This window comes from Gimesia sp., from assembly GCF_048260065.1.
Classification (GTDB): Bacteria; Planctomycetota; Planctomycetia; order Planctomycetales; family Planctomycetaceae; genus Gimesia.
Genome location: NZ_JBLXHC010000002.1, coordinates 578,426 through 594,920, shown reverse-complemented (window position 1 = coordinate 594,920; position 16,495 = coordinate 578,426). Strand labels below are relative to the sequence as shown.

Genomic DNA, 16,495 nt, shown 5'->3' with positions numbered 1-16,495 from the left:
AATCCGGATCAAAAGCCTGATTCATGAGTTAATTGCAGGTAGAGCAACCTGTTGCACAGGGAGCACAGTCAGGGACCTGGACGGCGATTTTCTTTGCCACCTGTCGACAGACCTGAACCTGAACTTCTTTCTGTACCGTGTAAGGGACACAGACAGTATAAGACTGCTGCACGACTTTAGGCACGCATTTGTAAACGGTGACCTGGCGTGTGCAGGTTTTCTGTTGAGGCACACAGACAGTGAAATTCACCAGACGTGTTTTTTCCTCTTTGACCAGAGAGCAGACCTTCACGTCACAGGTTCGTGTTTCCTGTCGGCACTTCTGCACCTGGTAGGTGTATTCCTGAGGAACACATTTGACTTCGCAGACCTTTACCATGCGTGTCTTTTTTTCCTGTCGGCAGAGCTGGACATCGTAGGTGTATTTTTCAGGTACACAGACGGTTTCGCAGACCTGGACCGTTCTGGATTTCTTGACCGCTTTGCAAAGTTGAACTTCATAGGTAAAGGGAACCTGCTCGCATTCCTGACGATAGGCAGTGTATTCTACCTGTTTCTGTACGATCTTAGGGACCCAGACCCGCTGTGTGCAGACGGGGGTACAGGCTGGCTGGCAACAGTCTCCACAGGTTCCACAACTGCCACAGGCCGGAGCAGGGCAGGCGGTTTCAATCGGGCGGTCTTCCCAGTGTCCCTGATCTTCACAGACCGTGCGGTACTGTTTCACGGGGACGCATTTCATCACAGTCCGCGTTCCCTGTCGTTTGACTGTGTAAGGTTCATTCACCGTGTATTCCTGAACCACATCCTTCATGACCACTTTTTGAACCTGGCGGGTTGCTGTCCGTTTTTCGGTGTAAGGAACATTGACCGTGTATTCCTGCTCAACATCCTTCCAGAAGGTTTGCTCAACCTGACGGACTCCGGTTTTTGTTTCGCAGTAGGGGACATTGACGGTGAACGTCTTTTGCGAGGTCTGCCAGACTGGCTTGCAGACGACATACTTTTCTTCGCGGGTCCGTACTTCGGGTACCATCACGGTGTAAGATTGTTGCACCTCTTTGATCTCAGGAACTTTTTCGTAGATCGTGACATCCCGCTGACGCGTTTCGGTGCGATAGGCAGTGCAGTTGACTTTGCGAACTTCGGTCACCATTTCCGGAACCATTACCGTGCGTTCCACAGTTTTACAGGCCGGTTTGCATGCGACCGTCGCGCACGGATTACAGCCGCTCACGCAGGGCGCTGCACTCACGCAACACTGCTGCGAGTGACATTTACCCGCCTGGGCTGCAGATGACATCATCATGATGGCTCCCACAGCACAAAGTAACTTAAACGTTGGTTTCACTTTCCTCCCCTTTCATGTTGTTTTGAAATTCATGATGCGAAAAAATGAATATTCTCTGTTTTCTAATTCCCTTTAGTTTGGGAAAGAGTCGAACACCACTATAGAATAACATGTTAATTTAGGAATTCTACGAATTATACCAATTATATCAAAAAACTAACAATTCTCTGAGTTACGTCGCTAAGTCAATATTGAGCAACCACCTATGAAAACAACGGCAAAACATAAACTGTACATATTCACCCTTTCCCTTATGTTTATTTCATATGCTCATGCTTATACGCATTCTGAGCAGCCCGAAATTTTTTCGCAGACGATGATCGTGGCGACCAAAGGGGCCGAACTGAAGACGGGGAGCGGGGTCTTAAGCCAACTGAATCCGGGAGAAGTCCTTGTCGCGACTCAGCGAAATCAGGAATGGCTCTGGATTCCCTTACAGGGGGGCTGGATTAATTCCGCTGACCTGAAAACACCGGAGGAGTTGATTCTGATTCTGGATCGGTTCATCGAGAATGAACCAACGGCGGAACGCTATCATTTACGTGGAATCGCCCAGCAGGTCTTGAAGAACTATCCGGCGGCTCTGGCTGACTTTGCCGCGTCTCTGAAGCTCAAACCGGAGAATGCCCATATCTATGTCAATCGGGGGAACATCCGTCGTTTACAAAAAGAGTACGATCTGGCGTTAGAGGATCTGAACCAGGCTCTGAAACTCAATGACAAAGATGCCAAGGCATATTACATTCGCGGGCTGATCCGGCTGGAACAGAAACAATACCAGTCCGCCGTGGAGGATCTGACGAAAGCGATTCAACTGCAGCCACAAATGGTGGCCGCGATGAACGCCCGGGGGATCGCCTTTCGCGAAATGAATCAGTTAGATCGCGCTTTACAGGATTTCAACCAGGCAATCAAAACCAACAACTTCGTATCTGAAGTATTCAGCAATCGCGCTGCCATCTGGGAACATCAGGGGCAGTTTGAATCCGCCATCAAAGACTACCAGAGAGCACTGGAGCTGAATCCCTCTTCAGCGGTTGCCCATAACGATCTTGCCTGGCTTTATGCGACATGCACTGATGTGAAACTTCAAAACCCCAAACTGGCAGTCTCACATGCCGTAAAAGCGTGTGAGCTGACCAGTTTCGAAGACTGGAATCTACTGGACACACTGGCAACAGCTTATCAGGCTAATCAGCAGCTGGACAAAGCATCCCATACACTCAATCAGGCCATTCAGAAGGCCCCTGATGAGCAGAAAAATGTGTTAAAAAAGAAACTCGATAAAATCGTAAATAATTGAAATCATTCTCAAGATTCAAAACGCAGAAGACTGTAATTGCTCTACTTACGTCTCTCTCAGTGAATCTCGCAGCATCCTGAGGCACCAGCGCCTGCGCTCATGAGATAATTTTGCCGACCCTCATGATTTTACCGAAACTACAGGCCGCTTAATCGGTACGCTTTACCCAGAATGACGGCTTGTGAACTAGGTAAACTATTCCAGAGAATTCGCCCCTAATCAAGGTGCTCACGAAATCATTCCGATATGCAGTTCTACGGAGCATTGATGGATCGCCTCCGGTCGGTAGATGGAACTAGGACTCGCGAGTATTCGCATCGCCACCTCGATGAACTGAGCCACCGAATGATTAAGTGCTTTTATAAACTCACTATGTGCACTGTTCTGATTGTAACAGGATCAGTTGCATTCTGTGAGAATAGTGTTGCCTCCGACGTACGGAAAACACCTCTCGTTCGCGCTATTGAACGTGCAAAGACATCTGTGGTTAACATTCACAGTGAAAAAACGGCGCGTTCAGAAGACTCGCTTTTCGGTTCTGGAAAAAACCGCAAAGTCAACGGGATGGGAACCGGTATTGTCGTTGATCCCCGTGGATACATCGTCACGAATCACCATGTGATTGATGGAGTTGACTCACTGCGCGTCACAATGATGGATGGCAGCACCTACAATGCGCGGATCATTTCATCCAACCAGAGCGAAGACCTCGCGATCATCAAGATCAACCCGAATAAAAAACTGACGGTTATGCCCCCCGGAACCTCATCGGACCTGATGCTGGGCGAAACCGTGATCGCTGTAGGCAACGCTTTTGGATACGAACACACAGTTACCTCCGGCATCATCAGCTCGCTCTCGCGTGATGTGGAAGTGAACGAAAAACAATCATACAAAAACCTGATCCAGACCGACGCAAGCATCAACCCCGGCAACAGTGGCGGCCCGCTGCTGAACCTGGACGGCGAAGTCGTAGGGATTAACGTAGCAATCCGTGCCGGTGCCCAGAGAATTGGCTTTGCCATTCCCATCGACGATGCCCGCAAGATCATTGCCGACCTGATCAGCACTGAATTATTGGATCATACCTACCACGGAATCCTGGCGAATGACATTAAGCAGGGTGACAAGCAGATGCTGGTTCTCGGCCAGCCTGCCAAGGACAGCCCTGCTGAAAAATCCGGTCTGCAGAAAGACGACATTGTCATGAAGGCCGGTTCCGTGAACGTTGTGGATCGTGTGGATCTGGAACGTGCATTTATGGGACACAAGCCCGGCGACACGATCGACCTGTTGATCCGCCGTGAAGAAAAAACACAGACAGTCCAGATCACACTGGCTGACAGCGGTTCTGTTGTTCGCACGACTCCCGTCAGTGCTCCGATTGTACGGGCTCAGAATAATGAGATCTCAAACGATCCCACACTGGAAAAGACATGGGAAGTTCTGGGAATCCGCATCAGCAAAGTTCCTGATTCTCAAAAGCATCTGCTCAACCCCCGCTATGAGGGTGGGATGCTGATCGAAGAAGTTCGCCCCCAGAGCCCGGCCGCCATGAACGGCATGCGTCGCGGCGACATTCTGGTCGGACTGCATATCTGGGAAACCGTGAACCTCAGCAACGTTTCCTATGTGTTAAGCAACTCGAAGCTCTCCAGCTTCAACCCGCTGAAGTTTTACATTCTGCGTAAGAACGAAACTCTCTATGGTCATCTGCCCCTCAATCTGAGCAGTACGCCGTAGTTTATAATAGATCCATCAATCAGTTCATACTGATCCATCAAACCCGGTACTCTTTCCACGAGTGCCGGGTTCTTTTTTTGGGCAGCGTTCCAATCCTGCCTGCGATATGAAATCGCAATGACGCACACTCGCAGCCCGTTAACAGAAACTGTTATGATAGTCTGTCTGACAACCAGGCGCTGTGCCTCTTTCGAACAAACTCTGAGCCCCTCCAGACCGTATCAAAATGACTGCATTTCACGAATTTGAACTCATTCAATGGATTCGTTCACAGGGGGGAGTGTCGCATTCAAACCTGCTGGGGATTGGCGATGATACTGCAATATTGAAACCGCCTGCCAACTCAGAACTGCTGCTGGCGACGGACATGCTGATGGAGGGGGCTCATTTCACGTTTCCTCCCGCGACGCCGGAACTCGCCGGTCGCAAGGCACTGGCAGTCAACCTGAGTGATATCGCAGCGATGGGCGGGACTCCGCATTCCGCCCTGGTGAGTCTGGCGCTGCCCCGATCAAAAGGACCGGAATTTGCCAAAGCAGTGATGCAGGGCATCATGGATCTGGCAGCAGAATTCGAGACCCAGCTCGCAGGCGGTGATACGAACAGCTGGGACGGGCCTCTGGTCATCAATGTCGCCATCATCGGCATCGCGGACCAGTCACAGGCCATTCAGCGCTCAGGCGCTCAACCGGGGGACTGGATCTTCGTTACAGGCACCCTCGGGGGAAGTCTGGACTCTCATCACCTGACCTTTCAGCCTCGCGTCAGGGAAGCTGCTACTCTGAGGGATACGGTGACGATCAAATCGATGATTGATGTGAGTGACGGCCTGGCATCGGACCTGCAGCACATTCTGACCGAATCCGGAGTCGGTGCTGTCATCCAGTCAAGGCAGATCCCGATCAGCCACAATGTTTCCCCCGACCTGACCGACGCAAAACGATTGCAGAAGGCACTCTCAGACGGAGAAGACTTCGAACTGCTGTTTACTGTCTCGCCGGAAGAGGGACAGAGACTGCGGGATCAGAATCCGCTTGCCATCCCTTTAACTCACATCGGAGAAATCACAGCCGGGCAGGGGGCGTTACTGCAGCAGGCAGACGGTTCCACAACATCGCTGGAGAACACGGGCTGGAAGCATCAGTTGTAACCAGATCAGAACGGGGGAGCAATTAATATTCGCGACGTTGACGTGACGACGGGATATTCATCGCTTTCCGATACTTGGTAACCGTTCTGCGAGCGAGGTTATAACCTTCCTCGGATAACGCATCAACGAGTGCATCATCGCTGAGGGGTTTATTCTTATCTTCCCCATCAATGATCTCTTTGAGCTTCAGACGAATGATGCCCCAGGCGACGTCTTCGCCGTCAGAGGTCTTCGTTCCGCCACCAAAGAAGCGTTTGAGAGGATACAGGCCCCGCGGAGTCTGGATCCATTTATCATCGACAGCACGCGAGACCGTGGTCACGTGCACGCCGACCACATCGGCAATCTGCTGCATTTTGAGCGGGACGATAAATTCAGGGCCGTTATCCAGGAACTCGGTCTGGAAATCGACAATCGCCTGCGCGACCCGCTTCAGCGTACTGTGCCGCTGTTCGATAGCTTCAATCAGCCACTTGGCAGCATCGATTTTCTTTTTGATATAGTCTTTGGTCTGATCGTCGGTTTTATTTCGCAGCAGCTGGGCATACCGTCTGCTGATTCGCAGCGGAGGCGTGTATTCGTTTTCCAACTCGACGACATATTTTCCGTTTTCGTCCCGTTTGACAAAAACATCTGGCGTTACTTTGAGCACGGGTTCTGATTCAAAACCGCGACCGGGAAACGGATCCAGGTAACGCAGATATGACATGGCGTTTTTGATCATGTCGATCGAATAGCCGGTCTTGCGCTGAATGACAGGCAGGCGGTTCTGCCCCAGGTCATCCAGATGCGAGGTAATCAGAGTGACCAGCACATCGCGGTACGGGGCATCCGGTTTCAACTGCAGCAGCAGGCATTCCTGCAGGTCGCGGGCACCGACACCGGGCGGATCGCATTTCTGAATCAGCGACAATGCGGTTTCCGCTTCTTCCTGTGTGATTTTCTGACCATAGACCTGCACGATTTCCGGCAGGGAACTCTGCAGTCGACCGTTATGGTCCAGGTTCTGGATCAGGTATTCGCCGAACGCTTTGACTTCGGGAGAGCAGCTGAAGTAATGAAACTGCTCGATCAGGTATTCGTTGATCGTCTGCTGTCGTTCGGTGATATTCGCGACGGCATCGTTATTGCGTTCAATATCATCGCTGATGCGGTTGGATGAAGGTTTGGTTGCTGACGTCACATTGTCTTCAGGCCACTGTTCGGCCATCTCGAGCAGGCGTTCGAAATCAGACTCGTTATTCTGTTCACTGCCGGCAATGATTTCTTTTTCGTCGATTTCATAGCTGTTGGAATCGGCGTTGGCCTGATCCCGCATCAACTCGGATTCGGTATCCGGCGTGTTCTCGTTGTCGCTGATCCGCTCCAGGCAGACGTTCTCAGCCAGTTCCTGATCAATGCGTTCTTCGAGCGCCTGCAATGGGAGCTGTAGAATCTCCATTGACTGGATCATTCTGGGAGCCAGCTTCATCTGCTGGCCCAGTTTCATTTGTTGTGAAATATTCAGATGCATGTAATATCCGAATCCAGACCGGTAGTTGTCTTACAAAATTTTAACAAATGAATCACGAACGATTTCAAAATCTCTGCCGCCCCTGCAGAGCATCCGATAACATCTCTTTATTAGCAAACTCTAGCACACTCCCGGAGGCGATACCCCGGGCAAGTCGGGTGATTTCCACATTTTCATGTTCCAGCAGGTTGGAAATATAGAGCGCGGTCCCATCTCCTTCCAGAGTCGGGTTGGTCGCCATGATAATTTCCGTGACACCATCCCGTTTGACGCGTCGAATCAGGGCATTGATCGTCAGGTTTTCCGGTCCAATCCCTTCCAGCGGTGATATCCGTCCCTGCAAAACGTGATAAACGCCTTGAAACGAACTGGTCGCTTCCAGCGAGACCACATCCCGGGGCTGCTCGACTACGCAGACCAGTTTCTTATCCCGTCGCGAATCGGAACAAATGGTACAGACCTCCTGTTCGGTAAGATTGTAACAAACCGAACAGGGACGTACGGACTGCTTGACGGCGTTGATCGCATCTGCCAGCTGTCGGGCTTCCGGTTCCGGAATCGACAAGATGTAGTGCGCAAGCCGTTCAGCCGATTTACGACCGATTCCGGGCAATGTCGCAAACTGATCAATCAGTTGCCCCACACTGGAACCATAAGGATGAGACTGGCTCTCTCTTCCACGTAGCGACATAAAATACTCTTCAAAAAGCTTGAAACAGACAGACTGCTATCTGTAATGAGAACGGAATTGAAACTCCACGAGTTCAGGTCAGGAATTAGGATTGAATTTTGAAAGCGCTTCATCCAGACCGGGAATATTCAGGCCTCCCGTGATATTTGACATCTCTTCTGCAGCTCCCTCGCGCGCTTTGTCTAATGCCTGGTTGGTCGCCGCCGTGATCAGGTCTTCCAGCATTTCCCGGTCGCCACTCTCGAGCAGAGTCTGATCAATTTTGATCCCCAGAATCTTCTGCTGCCCGTTTGCTTCCACGTTGACCATTCCACCACCGGCAGAGCCTTCAAAGCGAAGTCTTCCCAGTTTTTCCTGCATCTCTGTCATTTTGCCCTGCATTTCTGAAAACTGTTTCATCATGCCGGCGATATTTCCCAGTCCTTTGAACATGGTCACGAATCCTCTTTTTTCTCTTCTGCCTGGACCTTTAAAACATCGACTCTCACACTTTGAGCATTAAACACGGAAAGGGCTTCCTGCAGGAAATCATCCGCAGCAGGGGCCAGATCACGCTGTTCTGCTCGCTGTTGAGCCACCGATGGTCTGTTTTGCCTGTCATCTGCCTTCTCGTCCTGAGTCGCTGGTTCCAGCACAATCAAACGAATTTTGATCCGTTCTCCTGTCACCTTTTCCAGCGAATTCTCGAGTCGGACCAGCATTTCAGGCCGTTCGCAGTATTGCTTTGAGAAATTATAGCTCTTAGAGAATTGTAAATCCAGCTGTTTCGGCCCAGAAATTGCTATTGACGCAACACCTTTCACTGAATCTTTTAACAAATCTTCCGTGTTTTCAACAAGTTGCGACAACAATAAACTTTCCATCCCAGGCCGAAAAGGGACGGTTTCCACGGCAGGAGCGGAACTTTCAATCGATTCTGACGCTACAGTCGATTGAATTTCATTTTTTTTTTCAATTTTTTTTTGATCGTCCGGGGGTTCCGAGCTCATTTCAGGGGAAACCGGAGCCTCGGAAACGGGCTGTGAAACCGGTGCCGGAGTAGAGACTGGTGCCGGAGAAGAGACCGGTGCGGGAGAAGGAGCCGGTGCAGGAGCAGAAACAGCAGGGGGCGCTTGCCGCACCGCTGCCGGGGCAGCGGGAATCTGTCCGCCTGACGACAGAAATCGGCTTAACAGGTCCAGATCCTCGAGGAGTGACATCCGGATCAAAGCCAGTTCTACCAGAGCCCGACCATGACTGGCACGAAACATTCGGTTCCGGGCTTCATTCAGAATCTGAAATGCAGCCAGGCAGGTTTGAATGCCCCAGGCCTCTGCCTGACGCTGCAGACTGGCCCGATTCACCTCTGAAATCGAGAGCAGGGTGACTTGCGTTGCGCCTGTGGCCACGACTGATAAATCCCGCAGGTAATTCAGCAGCTGATCGACAAATTCGTTCAACTGGACACCGGCATTCAACGCGGCATCAAAATGCGTCAGAGCCACATCCCGCTTCTGTTCAATCAAAGCATCAATAAGTTCAATCAGCCGTTCATCACTGGCTGTTCCCAGAATCCGATGCACACTTTCTGCCGTCAGATGGGACTCGCCAAACGAGAGCAGCTGGTCAAAGATAGACTGACTGTCACGCATTGAGCCGCCTGCACGGCGGGCAACCAGCTGAATCGCATCATCGGCCACGCTGACCTGTTCGGCTTCGGCAATCTGCTTGAGTCGATTGCAGATACTGGTCTCTTCGATATACCCGAAATCAAACCGCTGACAGCGGGAAAGAATCGTATCGGGCAGCTTGTTGGGCTCGGTCGTGCAGAAGATAAACTTCACATTCGGTGGCGGTTCTTCCAGCGTTTTCAGCAAGGCATTAAACGCTTCCTTGGTCAACATGTGAACTTCGTCGATGATGTAGATCTTATATTTGGACCGCATCGAACGGACATTCACATTCGCCCGCAGGGAACGGATATCATCAATCCCACGATTCGAGGCACCGTCGATTTCCAGCACATCAACATCGCTGCCTACGGATATATTCTGGCAGACTTCACACTCGCCACAGGGAATCCCATCCTGGGTGTGGGGGCAATTCAATGCTTTTGCCAGAATACGGGCCATCGATGTTTTCCCCACGCCGCGCGCGCCGGTAAACAAATAGGCGTGTGCCACGCGATCACCGCGAATCGCATTCTGCAGCGCCTGGGCCACCATTCCCTGTCCCACGACTTCCGAGAAGTTCTGAGGCCGGAAGCGGCGGGCTAACACTGTGTACTGCATCGATTTACTGGACATACCTGTTTTCAGACATCGAATTCAGAAAGAGACAAACAAACGGGGAACCAGAGAGCAGTCATCTGCTCAGTCACTTACAATAAGTGACTCTGAACCGTTTATCCAGTGAGAGGAGGTATTCAATTTGGGATCGGAATGCGATTGGGAGCATTAATAGAAAAAGGGGCGAAAAGCTGCCTCCTCGTACACCTGGAGTAAACCAATGTGGGCTGCTTCGGTTAAGATCTGACCCGGTCAATGACTACCCCACCATACTCAGAGACAGCTTTTCGCCCCCTGATTGATGGCGATTCAACGCCTGAACCATGCATTATGGAGCTAAAATCCCGATCGTCAACCCACTGCCGTTTGATTTCCCGCAGTGAATCGCCGAAAATCTTAAAATAGCCTGAAAATCGACACTTACACATCAGAGTTGAATCATGAATCTGTACCAGACACCTCCGCTAACCATTGCCGACGCCCAGCAGGCCATCAAAGCCGGTCAGCTCAGCTGCCGCGAACTGCTGACACAATGCTTCCAGCAGATCGAACAGAAAGAACCCGCCATTCATGCCTGGGCCTACCTCGATCGTGAGGCGGCTTTCGAACGTGCCGATTTACTCGATCAGGAACTGCAGCGGGGACGCTGGCGCGGTCCTTTACATGGGATTCCGATAGGCATCAAAGACATTATCGACGTCAAAGGCATGCCTACCCGAGGGGGACTGGAGAGCCGAGATCCTTCTCCCGCATCTCAGGATGCTGCTATCGTAGAAAACCTGCGCCTGGAAGGGGCAATCTTCCCCGGCAAAACTAACACCACGCAATTAGCCTGTTTCGATCCGCCGCCCACTCTCAATCCCTGGAATCAGGCACACACGCCCGGAGGTTCTTCCAGCGGTTCCGCAGCAGGAGTCGCTGCCGGCATGTGTCTGGCGGCCGTGGGAACCCAGACAGGAGGCTCCATCATCAGACCCGCATCGTTCTGCGGCGTCGCTGGTCTGAAACCGACCTTTGGCATGGTCGACCGTCGGGGATCGATCCTGCTTTCCCAGCATCTGGACCATATCGGTTCTCTGGCCCATACCGTTGCTGACCTCGTTATCCTGCTGGATGGCATGACCGACCAGGCCACTTATCTGCCACTGTTGATTGAACCGGTTACCGCTGCGCCCCGCATTGGCTGGCTGACGGACTTCTTTGAGAGCAGGGCAGAGCCCTCCATGCAACAGGCACTCAAAACCGTCAGAACCCAACTGGAAACCGCGGGTGCTCCGATCCGAGATTGCCCACTGCCAGCGGAATTTACATCGATCCTGGAATACCATCTGCATCTGATGCAGTTTGAAATGGTACAGAATATGGGCGCAGACTATGATCAGAACAGGGAATTCTATGGCCCCGCCATCAGCCAGGTACTGGATGCGGGAAGGGAACTTTCGCAGGAACGTTTCGAAGTCTGCCTGGACTACCAGAACCTCATCTCTCAGGTGACTCGCAGGTGCTTCGCCCGATGTGAAATCCTGATTTCTCCCGCAACCGTGGGACCGGCCCCCAGTCCGGAAACAACCGGCAATCCTTGTATGAATGCCCCCTGGAGCATGACCGGCTTTCCCACGCTTTCGATCCCGGTCTCTGTCACAGAGGACGGCTTGCCGCTGGCGATTCAAATCACTGGTCACCCTGATAAATTTGATGATCTGCTGCTGGCCTCCCAGTGGTGCGAAAATGTCTTACGCCCCGGATTTCTGGAACAATGCAGTTAAACTTCAGCCATGCTGAATGTCATTCCGCATATAAAAAAAGCCCCGACCGGTTCTCACCAGTCAGGGCTTTCAGTTTTATTATCTGTATCGATTATTTGGCTGTTTGATTTATTTGGCAACTACGATTCCGTTTTTGCCGGGTTCCGGATCGATTTCCGGCTTGGCATTCTTCTCAGGAATTCGATCGTTGACGTCGTAAGCCAGTCCCAGTGCCCGCAGTGTTTTGATCGACCACCAGGTAATATCAAATTCCCATTTGCGGTGACCGGCGGGAGCGACAGAAGGATGGGCATGGTGATTGTTATGCCAGCCTTCGCCGTAAGCGACGATGGCTACCCACCACAGGTTTTTGGACTGATCGGTGGTTTCGTAGTTGCGGTAGCCCCAGAGGTGAGTCGCCGAGTTGACGAACCAGGTGGAGTTGTAAACGAAGGCCATCCGGGCACACAGCCCCCAGAGCAGCATGGACCAGCCCATGTAGTTTCCGCCCATCGCGTAACCAATTCCGAACATGGCGAAGCCGGAAGCGACCAGCCACAGAGGGTAGGTCTTTTCGAAGAACTGAATCATCGGGCGATCTTTGAAGTCGGGGATGTAGTGTTCGGCAAATTTTTCGTTGATCTCTTTATCCCGATAGACGAACAGCCACAGCAGATGCGACCACCAGGTTCCCTCAAACGGGGAGTGCGGATCGCCGTGCTTGTCTGATTTCTGATGATGCAGACGGTGTGTTGCAGCCCAGGTCAGGGGAGAACCTTCTCCAGACAGTACGCCGCACAGCAGCACGAAGAATTCTGCAGGTGCTTTGAGTTTGAATGATTTGTGCGAGAGATAGCGGTGGTATCCCAGGCAGATCCCGATGCTGGCAGTGGCCCAGTGCAGAACCAGACAGGTGACAACGGCCTGCCAGGAGATAAAGAAGAACGCGGCGACGGCGCCAATGTGAATGCCAGCCATCCACAACAGGACGACCCAGTCAACGTTGCCCCAGTTCAAATTCTCTTTATGAAATTTGGCGAGGATCTGTTCCCGCTCTTCGCGTTTTTTTGATTTCTTAGGTTGGGTTACCACAGCTGTTTGTTCTTCAGCAGGTTCATCCAGAATGACGCTCGACATGATTGCCCTCATCTACTTTAACAGGTGCCTGATGTTTAACACTTGCAGGAAATCAGGTTTCACCGATCTCCTCACTTCTGCGGAATTCTATCAATGGGGTCGGAATTCGGTGTCTTGTAAGCGTCATATAATTGTCAAAGTTGTGTCAAAGTGACAAAAATATGGAAAATCGAGCCGTTTCTGGTCAAAAACAGTGCAGAAAACACTACGTCTGTTCACAAACTACTCTGTTGCTTCTTCCGGCATGAACCGATAGCCGGCACCACGCACTGACACAATATGTACAGGTTCCGCCGGATTGGCTTCAACCAGTTTGCGAAGTCGCAGCACAAAATTGTCGATCGTTCGCGTGGTGACAAAGGCGGACTGTTCCCCCCAGACATCTTCCAGAATCTGGCTGCGGGTCAGTACCATGCCTTCGTGCTCAATGAAATATTTGAGCAGCCGCAACTCCAGATTGGTCAGGCTTTTGCGTTCTCCGTCGACTTCAATCTCGAACGATTCAAAGTCGACGATGACATTTCCGAATTTGTAGAGGGCGGGGAGCTTCCTGGTTTGTGCCAGGGCTGGTCTCACCAGACTTTTGCGTTTGAGCAGATTTTTGACGCGACTGAGCAGTTCCGGCAGTGCGAACGGCTTGGTCATGTATTGATCCGTACCACAGTCAAACGCGTAGGCTTTATCTTCGCTCAACTCCCGCGCACTGAGAACCAGAATCGGCACCACTTCATCGGTTCGGCGGATCTCTTTCGCAATTTCATAGCCGCTCATCCCGGGCAGCATCAGATCGAGTACAACGAGATCAACACTTTCCTTGTCAGACTCGTAGCACTCCTGAAAGTAATTCAGCGCAGTCGGTCCATCCTCAGCCGTGAAGACGGTATAGCCTTCCTGTTCAAAGTTGAATTTTAATCCCTGCGCGAGTGCTTTTTCATCTTCGACAACCAGCAACTTCATGTTTCTGCTCTCCCTGGCAAATCGATGGCAAACACGCTGCCGGGCTGATCCAGTCGATCGTGGACCGTGACCTTTCCTCCCAGCAGATGCACCAGGGTCCGTACGATATACAGCCCCAGTCCGGTACCTGTTTTCCGTCGTTCCAGCTCGCTTTCCCCGCGATAAAATATCTTGAAAATGTCTTTACGGATTTCAGGATCGATTCCTTCGCCGTTATCCATCACACGTGTAATGACACGCCCCCCCTTACTCACGCGTACCTGAACCAGAATCTGCGGATCGCTGGCTCCGTATTTGATGGCATTATCAATGACATTGCGAAAGATCATTTCGAGCAAAATCCGCCGGGTATGAATCACCGCCGGTTCCATGTCAAACTCAAAGATCTGTTCGACTTCCAGCTGGCGCCGGTTACATTCCAGTCGCGCACAATGCCGAATCAACGGTTCCAGCAGAATATCTTCCGGGTCAGACTCCATCCCCAGCGCGTCCAGGCGTTTGACTTCCAGCAGTTGGGAAATCAGATGATCGAGCCGTTCGAGTTCTGTTTTCATGGTAGAATAAAATTCGCTGCGTTGTTCCTCCGCCAGTGCGCGCATCTGCAGCGTTTCCAGGTACAGACGGAGTGAAGCGATGGGCGTTTTCAGTTCATGCGTGACACTGTCGATGAAATCTGACTGCCGCTGATTGAGGCGTACTTCCTTGATCGTCAGAACCAGATACAATGACAACCCGACCAGAATCAGCACAAAGACAACCGTCCCGATGGTCAGAGCACTCCACCAGTAAATCTGGGCAGCCAGAATGATCCAGAACACCATCAACGCGATGTTCAGCACCATCAATACCACACTCAAAGTAATCGGCAGTCGCAGACGACCGCGGCGTACCTTGCGCATCAGCTGCAGAGTGGAGCGGTTCCCGGTGCGCGCAGGCGTCTCTCCGGTTGATACCGGATATGGCTCATCTTCATCAAGTTGTTGATGCCTGGTGGATGACATCGTTGATTCCTTCAGTTGAACGACTGACAGACGCGCGCTGTTTTCCTGTTGCAGTATATCGAATAACAAATTCGCAGCGTATGTACAAACCCGTTGTTTATAATAACCTCATATTTCATTCTTCCTCACCGGAAAGCACAGAAAACAGATTTTCACTTTCCTCTACTATCTTAAATTCTCACTTTGAATATTTAAATTAGAAATTTCCTGCTGTTCCGGGGAATATTTGTAACTTTCAGGGTCTCTCAAACAGTAACAGCTCCCGACTCCCTTCGAATAAATATTTTTGTCCTCGCCCGTTGCAGGCACATTTATGGATTTCCACGACACACAGTTTCTGTATCGTCTCACAGCTGATTTCACAGTGGTGATTCACTTTGCCTTCGTCATGTTTGTGCTGCTGGGGCAAATTCTGATCACAGTGGGCGCATTTGCCGGCTGGAACTGGGTCCGTAATTTCAAGTTCCGGATTATCCATCTGGCTTCGATCCTGTTCGTCGTCTTCGAATCGGTGGCAGGCATCGTCTGTCCGCTGACCACACTGGAAAAATGGTTACGCGAACAGGCCGGGCAAACCAGTTACCAGGGGGATTTCATCGCCAACTGGGTACACGACATGCTTTTTTTTCAGGCAGATCCCTGGGTATTTACCGTCTGTTATTCTCTATTTGGACTGTTTGTACTGATCACCTTCTTCGTAGCGCCTCCCCGGCGAAAACTGAAAGTTCAAACAGCCGAAGAAGTCTGATTTCATAATCCTTTCCCGCGGCGTTTCATTCCATTTCTCCCCCTGATTCCGTAAAATTGCGGGAACAGAAGCGAATCAGGTTCGCTGTGTTCGACCATCCTTCCCTAGACATCAGAAACAGATAGAGAACTTCAAACATGCCAGGATTAGAAAATAAAAATGTTGTTGTGACCGGCGGAGGTACTGGAATTGGCGAAGCCTGTGCGTTGAGTCTGGCACAGGCCGGTGCCAACGTCGTTGTGGGCGGCAGACGACAGGCACCACTCGAAGCGGTTTCGGCACAGGCTGAAGGCAAAATCGGTTTCCACACCATCGATGTCGCGGATCGCCAGAGCGTTTCTGCTTTTTTTGACTGGGCAAACGAAAAACTGGGACACATCGATATTCTTGTTCATTGCGCAGGAATTAACTGTCGAGAACGCTCGATGGAAGTGGTTTCAGGGGAAGACTGGGACAAACTGATGGCCGTCAATGCCACCGGTGCATTCAACTGTATGCAGGCTGTTTTGCCTCAAATGCGCGAACGGCAGGACGGGCTGATCGTTAACATCTGCTCCGTATCGGGAATTCGGGCTGGCCTGCTGGGCGGAGTTGCCTATAATGCCTCGAAGTTTGCGATGGCCGCGCTGGGAACCACTGTCGCTCAGGAAGAAAAAGATCGGGGAGTCCGGATTTCCACGATTTATCCCGGGGAAGTCGAAACTCCCATCCTGGACGAGCGTCCGGTTCCTGTCAGCAAAGAACATCGTGCGAAAATTCTGCAACCGGAAGATGTTGCCGCTGCAGTACAGATGATTTGTCAGCTTCCTCCCCGTGCTCATGTTTCTGATCTGACCATTAAGCCAACCACAGCGGCCTTTGTCTGATCAGTCGCGAGAACGTTCGACAG

Annotated in this window: 14 protein-coding genes; 6 read left to right on the top strand and 8 right to left on the bottom strand. The window is 51.4% G+C overall.

The genetic code is table 11. The annotated features are described in order from the left end of the window. Nucleotides 1–28: 28 nt before the first annotated feature. Complete coding sequence (locus ACN0YN_RS05390; protein WP_417383967.1) at nt 29–1,351, bottom strand: hypothetical protein; 1,323 nt, start codon at nt 1,349–1,351, stop codon at nt 29–31. A gap of 322 nt (nt 1,352–1,673) precedes the next feature. Here ACN0YN_RS05390 and ACN0YN_RS05385 point away from each other — a divergent pair, with 322 nt between their 5' ends. From ACN0YN_RS05385 to thiL, 3 genes are all read left to right on the top strand, one after another. Then, on the top strand, nt 1,674–2,654 hold the full coding sequence (locus ACN0YN_RS05385; protein ID WP_417383966.1) for a tetratricopeptide repeat protein: 981 nt from the start codon (nt 1,674–1,676) through the stop codon (nt 2,652–2,654). A 483-nt stretch (nt 2,655–3,137) separates the two neighbouring features. Then, nucleotides 3,138–4,397: a trypsin-like peptidase domain-containing protein gene (locus ACN0YN_RS05380; protein ID WP_417383965.1), complete on the top strand. Its 1,260-nt coding sequence runs from the start codon at nt 3,138–3,140 to the stop codon at nt 4,395–4,397. A gap of 226 nt (nt 4,398–4,623) precedes the next feature. Further along, the gene (gene thiL, locus ACN0YN_RS05375; RefSeq protein WP_417383964.1) at nt 4,624–5,547 is read left to right on the top strand and encodes a thiamine-phosphate kinase; all 924 of its coding nucleotides are present in this window, start codon (nt 4,624–4,626) and stop codon (nt 5,545–5,547) included. 22 nt (nt 5,548–5,569) lie between these two features. Here thiL and rpoN read toward each other — a convergent pair whose 3' ends face one another. The 4 genes from rpoN to dnaX all read right to left on the bottom strand — a co-directional run bounded on the left by rpoN (nt 5,570) and on the right by dnaX (nt 10,036). Further along, nucleotides 5,570–7,060 (bottom strand): RNA polymerase factor sigma-54, encoded by a 1,491-nt coding sequence (rpoN, locus tag ACN0YN_RS05370; protein ID WP_417383963.1) that lies wholly within the window; start codon nt 7,058–7,060, stop codon nt 5,570–5,572. A 64-nt stretch (nt 7,061–7,124) separates the two neighbouring features. Continuing rightward, a complete protein-coding gene (gene recR, locus ACN0YN_RS05365; protein WP_417383962.1) occupies nt 7,125–7,751 on the bottom strand; it encodes a recombination mediator RecR in 627 nt (208 codons plus the stop codon). Between the two features lie 78 nt (nt 7,752–7,829). Continuing rightward, nucleotides 7,830–8,183 carry a YbaB/EbfC family nucleoid-associated protein gene (locus ACN0YN_RS05360; RefSeq protein WP_417383961.1) on the bottom strand — a complete coding sequence of 118 codons (354 nt, stop codon included), beginning with the start codon at nt 8,181–8,183 and terminating at the stop codon, nt 7,830–7,832. Nucleotides 8,184–8,185: 2 nt separating this feature from the next. Then, complete coding sequence (dnaX, locus tag ACN0YN_RS05355) at nt 8,186–10,036, bottom strand: DNA polymerase III subunit gamma/tau (protein WP_417383960.1); 1,851 nt, start codon at nt 10,034–10,036, stop codon at nt 8,186–8,188. A 422-nt stretch (nt 10,037–10,458) separates the two neighbouring features. On the opposite strand from dnaX, the gene ACN0YN_RS05350 reads away from it, so the two are divergent. Continuing rightward, nucleotides 10,459–11,784, top strand: a complete 1,326-nt coding sequence (locus ACN0YN_RS05350) for an amidase (protein ID WP_417383959.1) — start codon at nt 10,459–10,461, stop codon at nt 11,782–11,784. A 108-nt stretch (nt 11,785–11,892) separates the two neighbouring features. On the opposite strand, the gene ACN0YN_RS05345 is transcribed toward ACN0YN_RS05350, so the two are convergent. The 3 genes from ACN0YN_RS05345 to ACN0YN_RS05335 all read right to left on the bottom strand — a co-directional run bounded on the left by ACN0YN_RS05345 (nt 11,893) and on the right by ACN0YN_RS05335 (nt 14,858). After that, on the bottom strand, nt 11,893–12,900 hold the full coding sequence (locus ACN0YN_RS05345) for an acyl-CoA desaturase (protein WP_417383958.1): 1,008 nt from the start codon (nt 12,898–12,900) through the stop codon (nt 11,893–11,895). 222 nt (nt 12,901–13,122) lie between these two features. Next, nucleotides 13,123–13,857, bottom strand: a complete 735-nt coding sequence (locus ACN0YN_RS05340) for a response regulator transcription factor (protein WP_417383957.1) — start codon at nt 13,855–13,857, stop codon at nt 13,123–13,125. Next, nucleotides 13,854–14,858, bottom strand: coding sequence for an ATP-binding protein (locus tag ACN0YN_RS05335; protein WP_417383956.1), 1,005 nt, complete (start codon nt 14,856–14,858; stop codon nt 13,854–13,856). Before ACN0YN_RS05335 ends, ACN0YN_RS05340 begins: the two co-directional genes overlap by 4 nt. Nucleotides 14,859–15,171: 313 nt before the next feature. Between ACN0YN_RS05335 and ACN0YN_RS05330 the strand changes: the two genes are divergently transcribed. After that, entirely contained in the window at nt 15,172–15,606 is a 435-nt protein-coding gene (locus tag ACN0YN_RS05330; protein WP_417383955.1) for a DUF2784 domain-containing protein, read from the top strand. A 137-nt stretch (nt 15,607–15,743) separates the two neighbouring features. Then, nucleotides 15,744–16,472, top strand: coding sequence for an SDR family oxidoreductase (locus ACN0YN_RS05325; RefSeq protein WP_417383954.1), 729 nt, complete (start codon nt 15,744–15,746; stop codon nt 16,470–16,472). Nucleotides 16,473–16,495 lie beyond the last annotated feature (23 nt).

What these genes read in the sequence shown, in the direction of transcription:
- thiL (WP_417383964.1), top strand. Translation starts at nt 4,624, where the DNA reads ATGACTGCATTTCACGAATTTGAACTCATTCAATGGATTCGTTCACAG.
- rpoN (WP_417383963.1), bottom strand. Translation starts at nt 7,060, where the DNA reads ATGCATCTGAATATTTCACAACAAATGAAACTGGGCCAGCAGATGAAG.
- recR (WP_417383962.1), bottom strand. Translation starts at nt 7,751, where the DNA reads ATGTCGCTACGTGGAAGAGAGAGCCAGTCTCATCCTTATGGTTCCAGT.
- ACN0YN_RS05360 (WP_417383961.1), bottom strand. Translation starts at nt 8,183, where the DNA reads ATGTTCAAAGGACTGGGAAATATCGCCGGCATGATGAAACAGTTTTCA.
- dnaX (WP_417383960.1), bottom strand. Translation starts at nt 10,036, where the DNA reads ATGTCCAGTAAATCGATGCAGTACACAGTGTTAGCCCGCCGCTTCCGG.
- ACN0YN_RS05350 (WP_417383959.1), top strand. Translation starts at nt 10,459, where the DNA reads ATGAATCTGTACCAGACACCTCCGCTAACCATTGCCGACGCCCAGCAG.
- ACN0YN_RS05345 (WP_417383958.1), bottom strand. Translation starts at nt 12,900, where the DNA reads ATGTCGAGCGTCATTCTGGATGAACCTGCTGAAGAACAAACAGCTGTG.
- ACN0YN_RS05340 (WP_417383957.1), bottom strand. Translation starts at nt 13,857, where the DNA reads ATGAAGTTGCTGGTTGTCGAAGATGAAAAAGCACTCGCGCAGGGATTA.
- ACN0YN_RS05335 (WP_417383956.1), bottom strand. Translation starts at nt 14,858, where the DNA reads ATGTCATCCACCAGGCATCAACAACTTGATGAAGATGAGCCATATCCG.
- ACN0YN_RS05330 (WP_417383955.1), top strand. Translation starts at nt 15,172, where the DNA reads ATGGATTTCCACGACACACAGTTTCTGTATCGTCTCACAGCTGATTTC.
- ACN0YN_RS05325 (WP_417383954.1), top strand. Translation starts at nt 15,744, where the DNA reads ATGCCAGGATTAGAAAATAAAAATGTTGTTGTGACCGGCGGAGGTACT.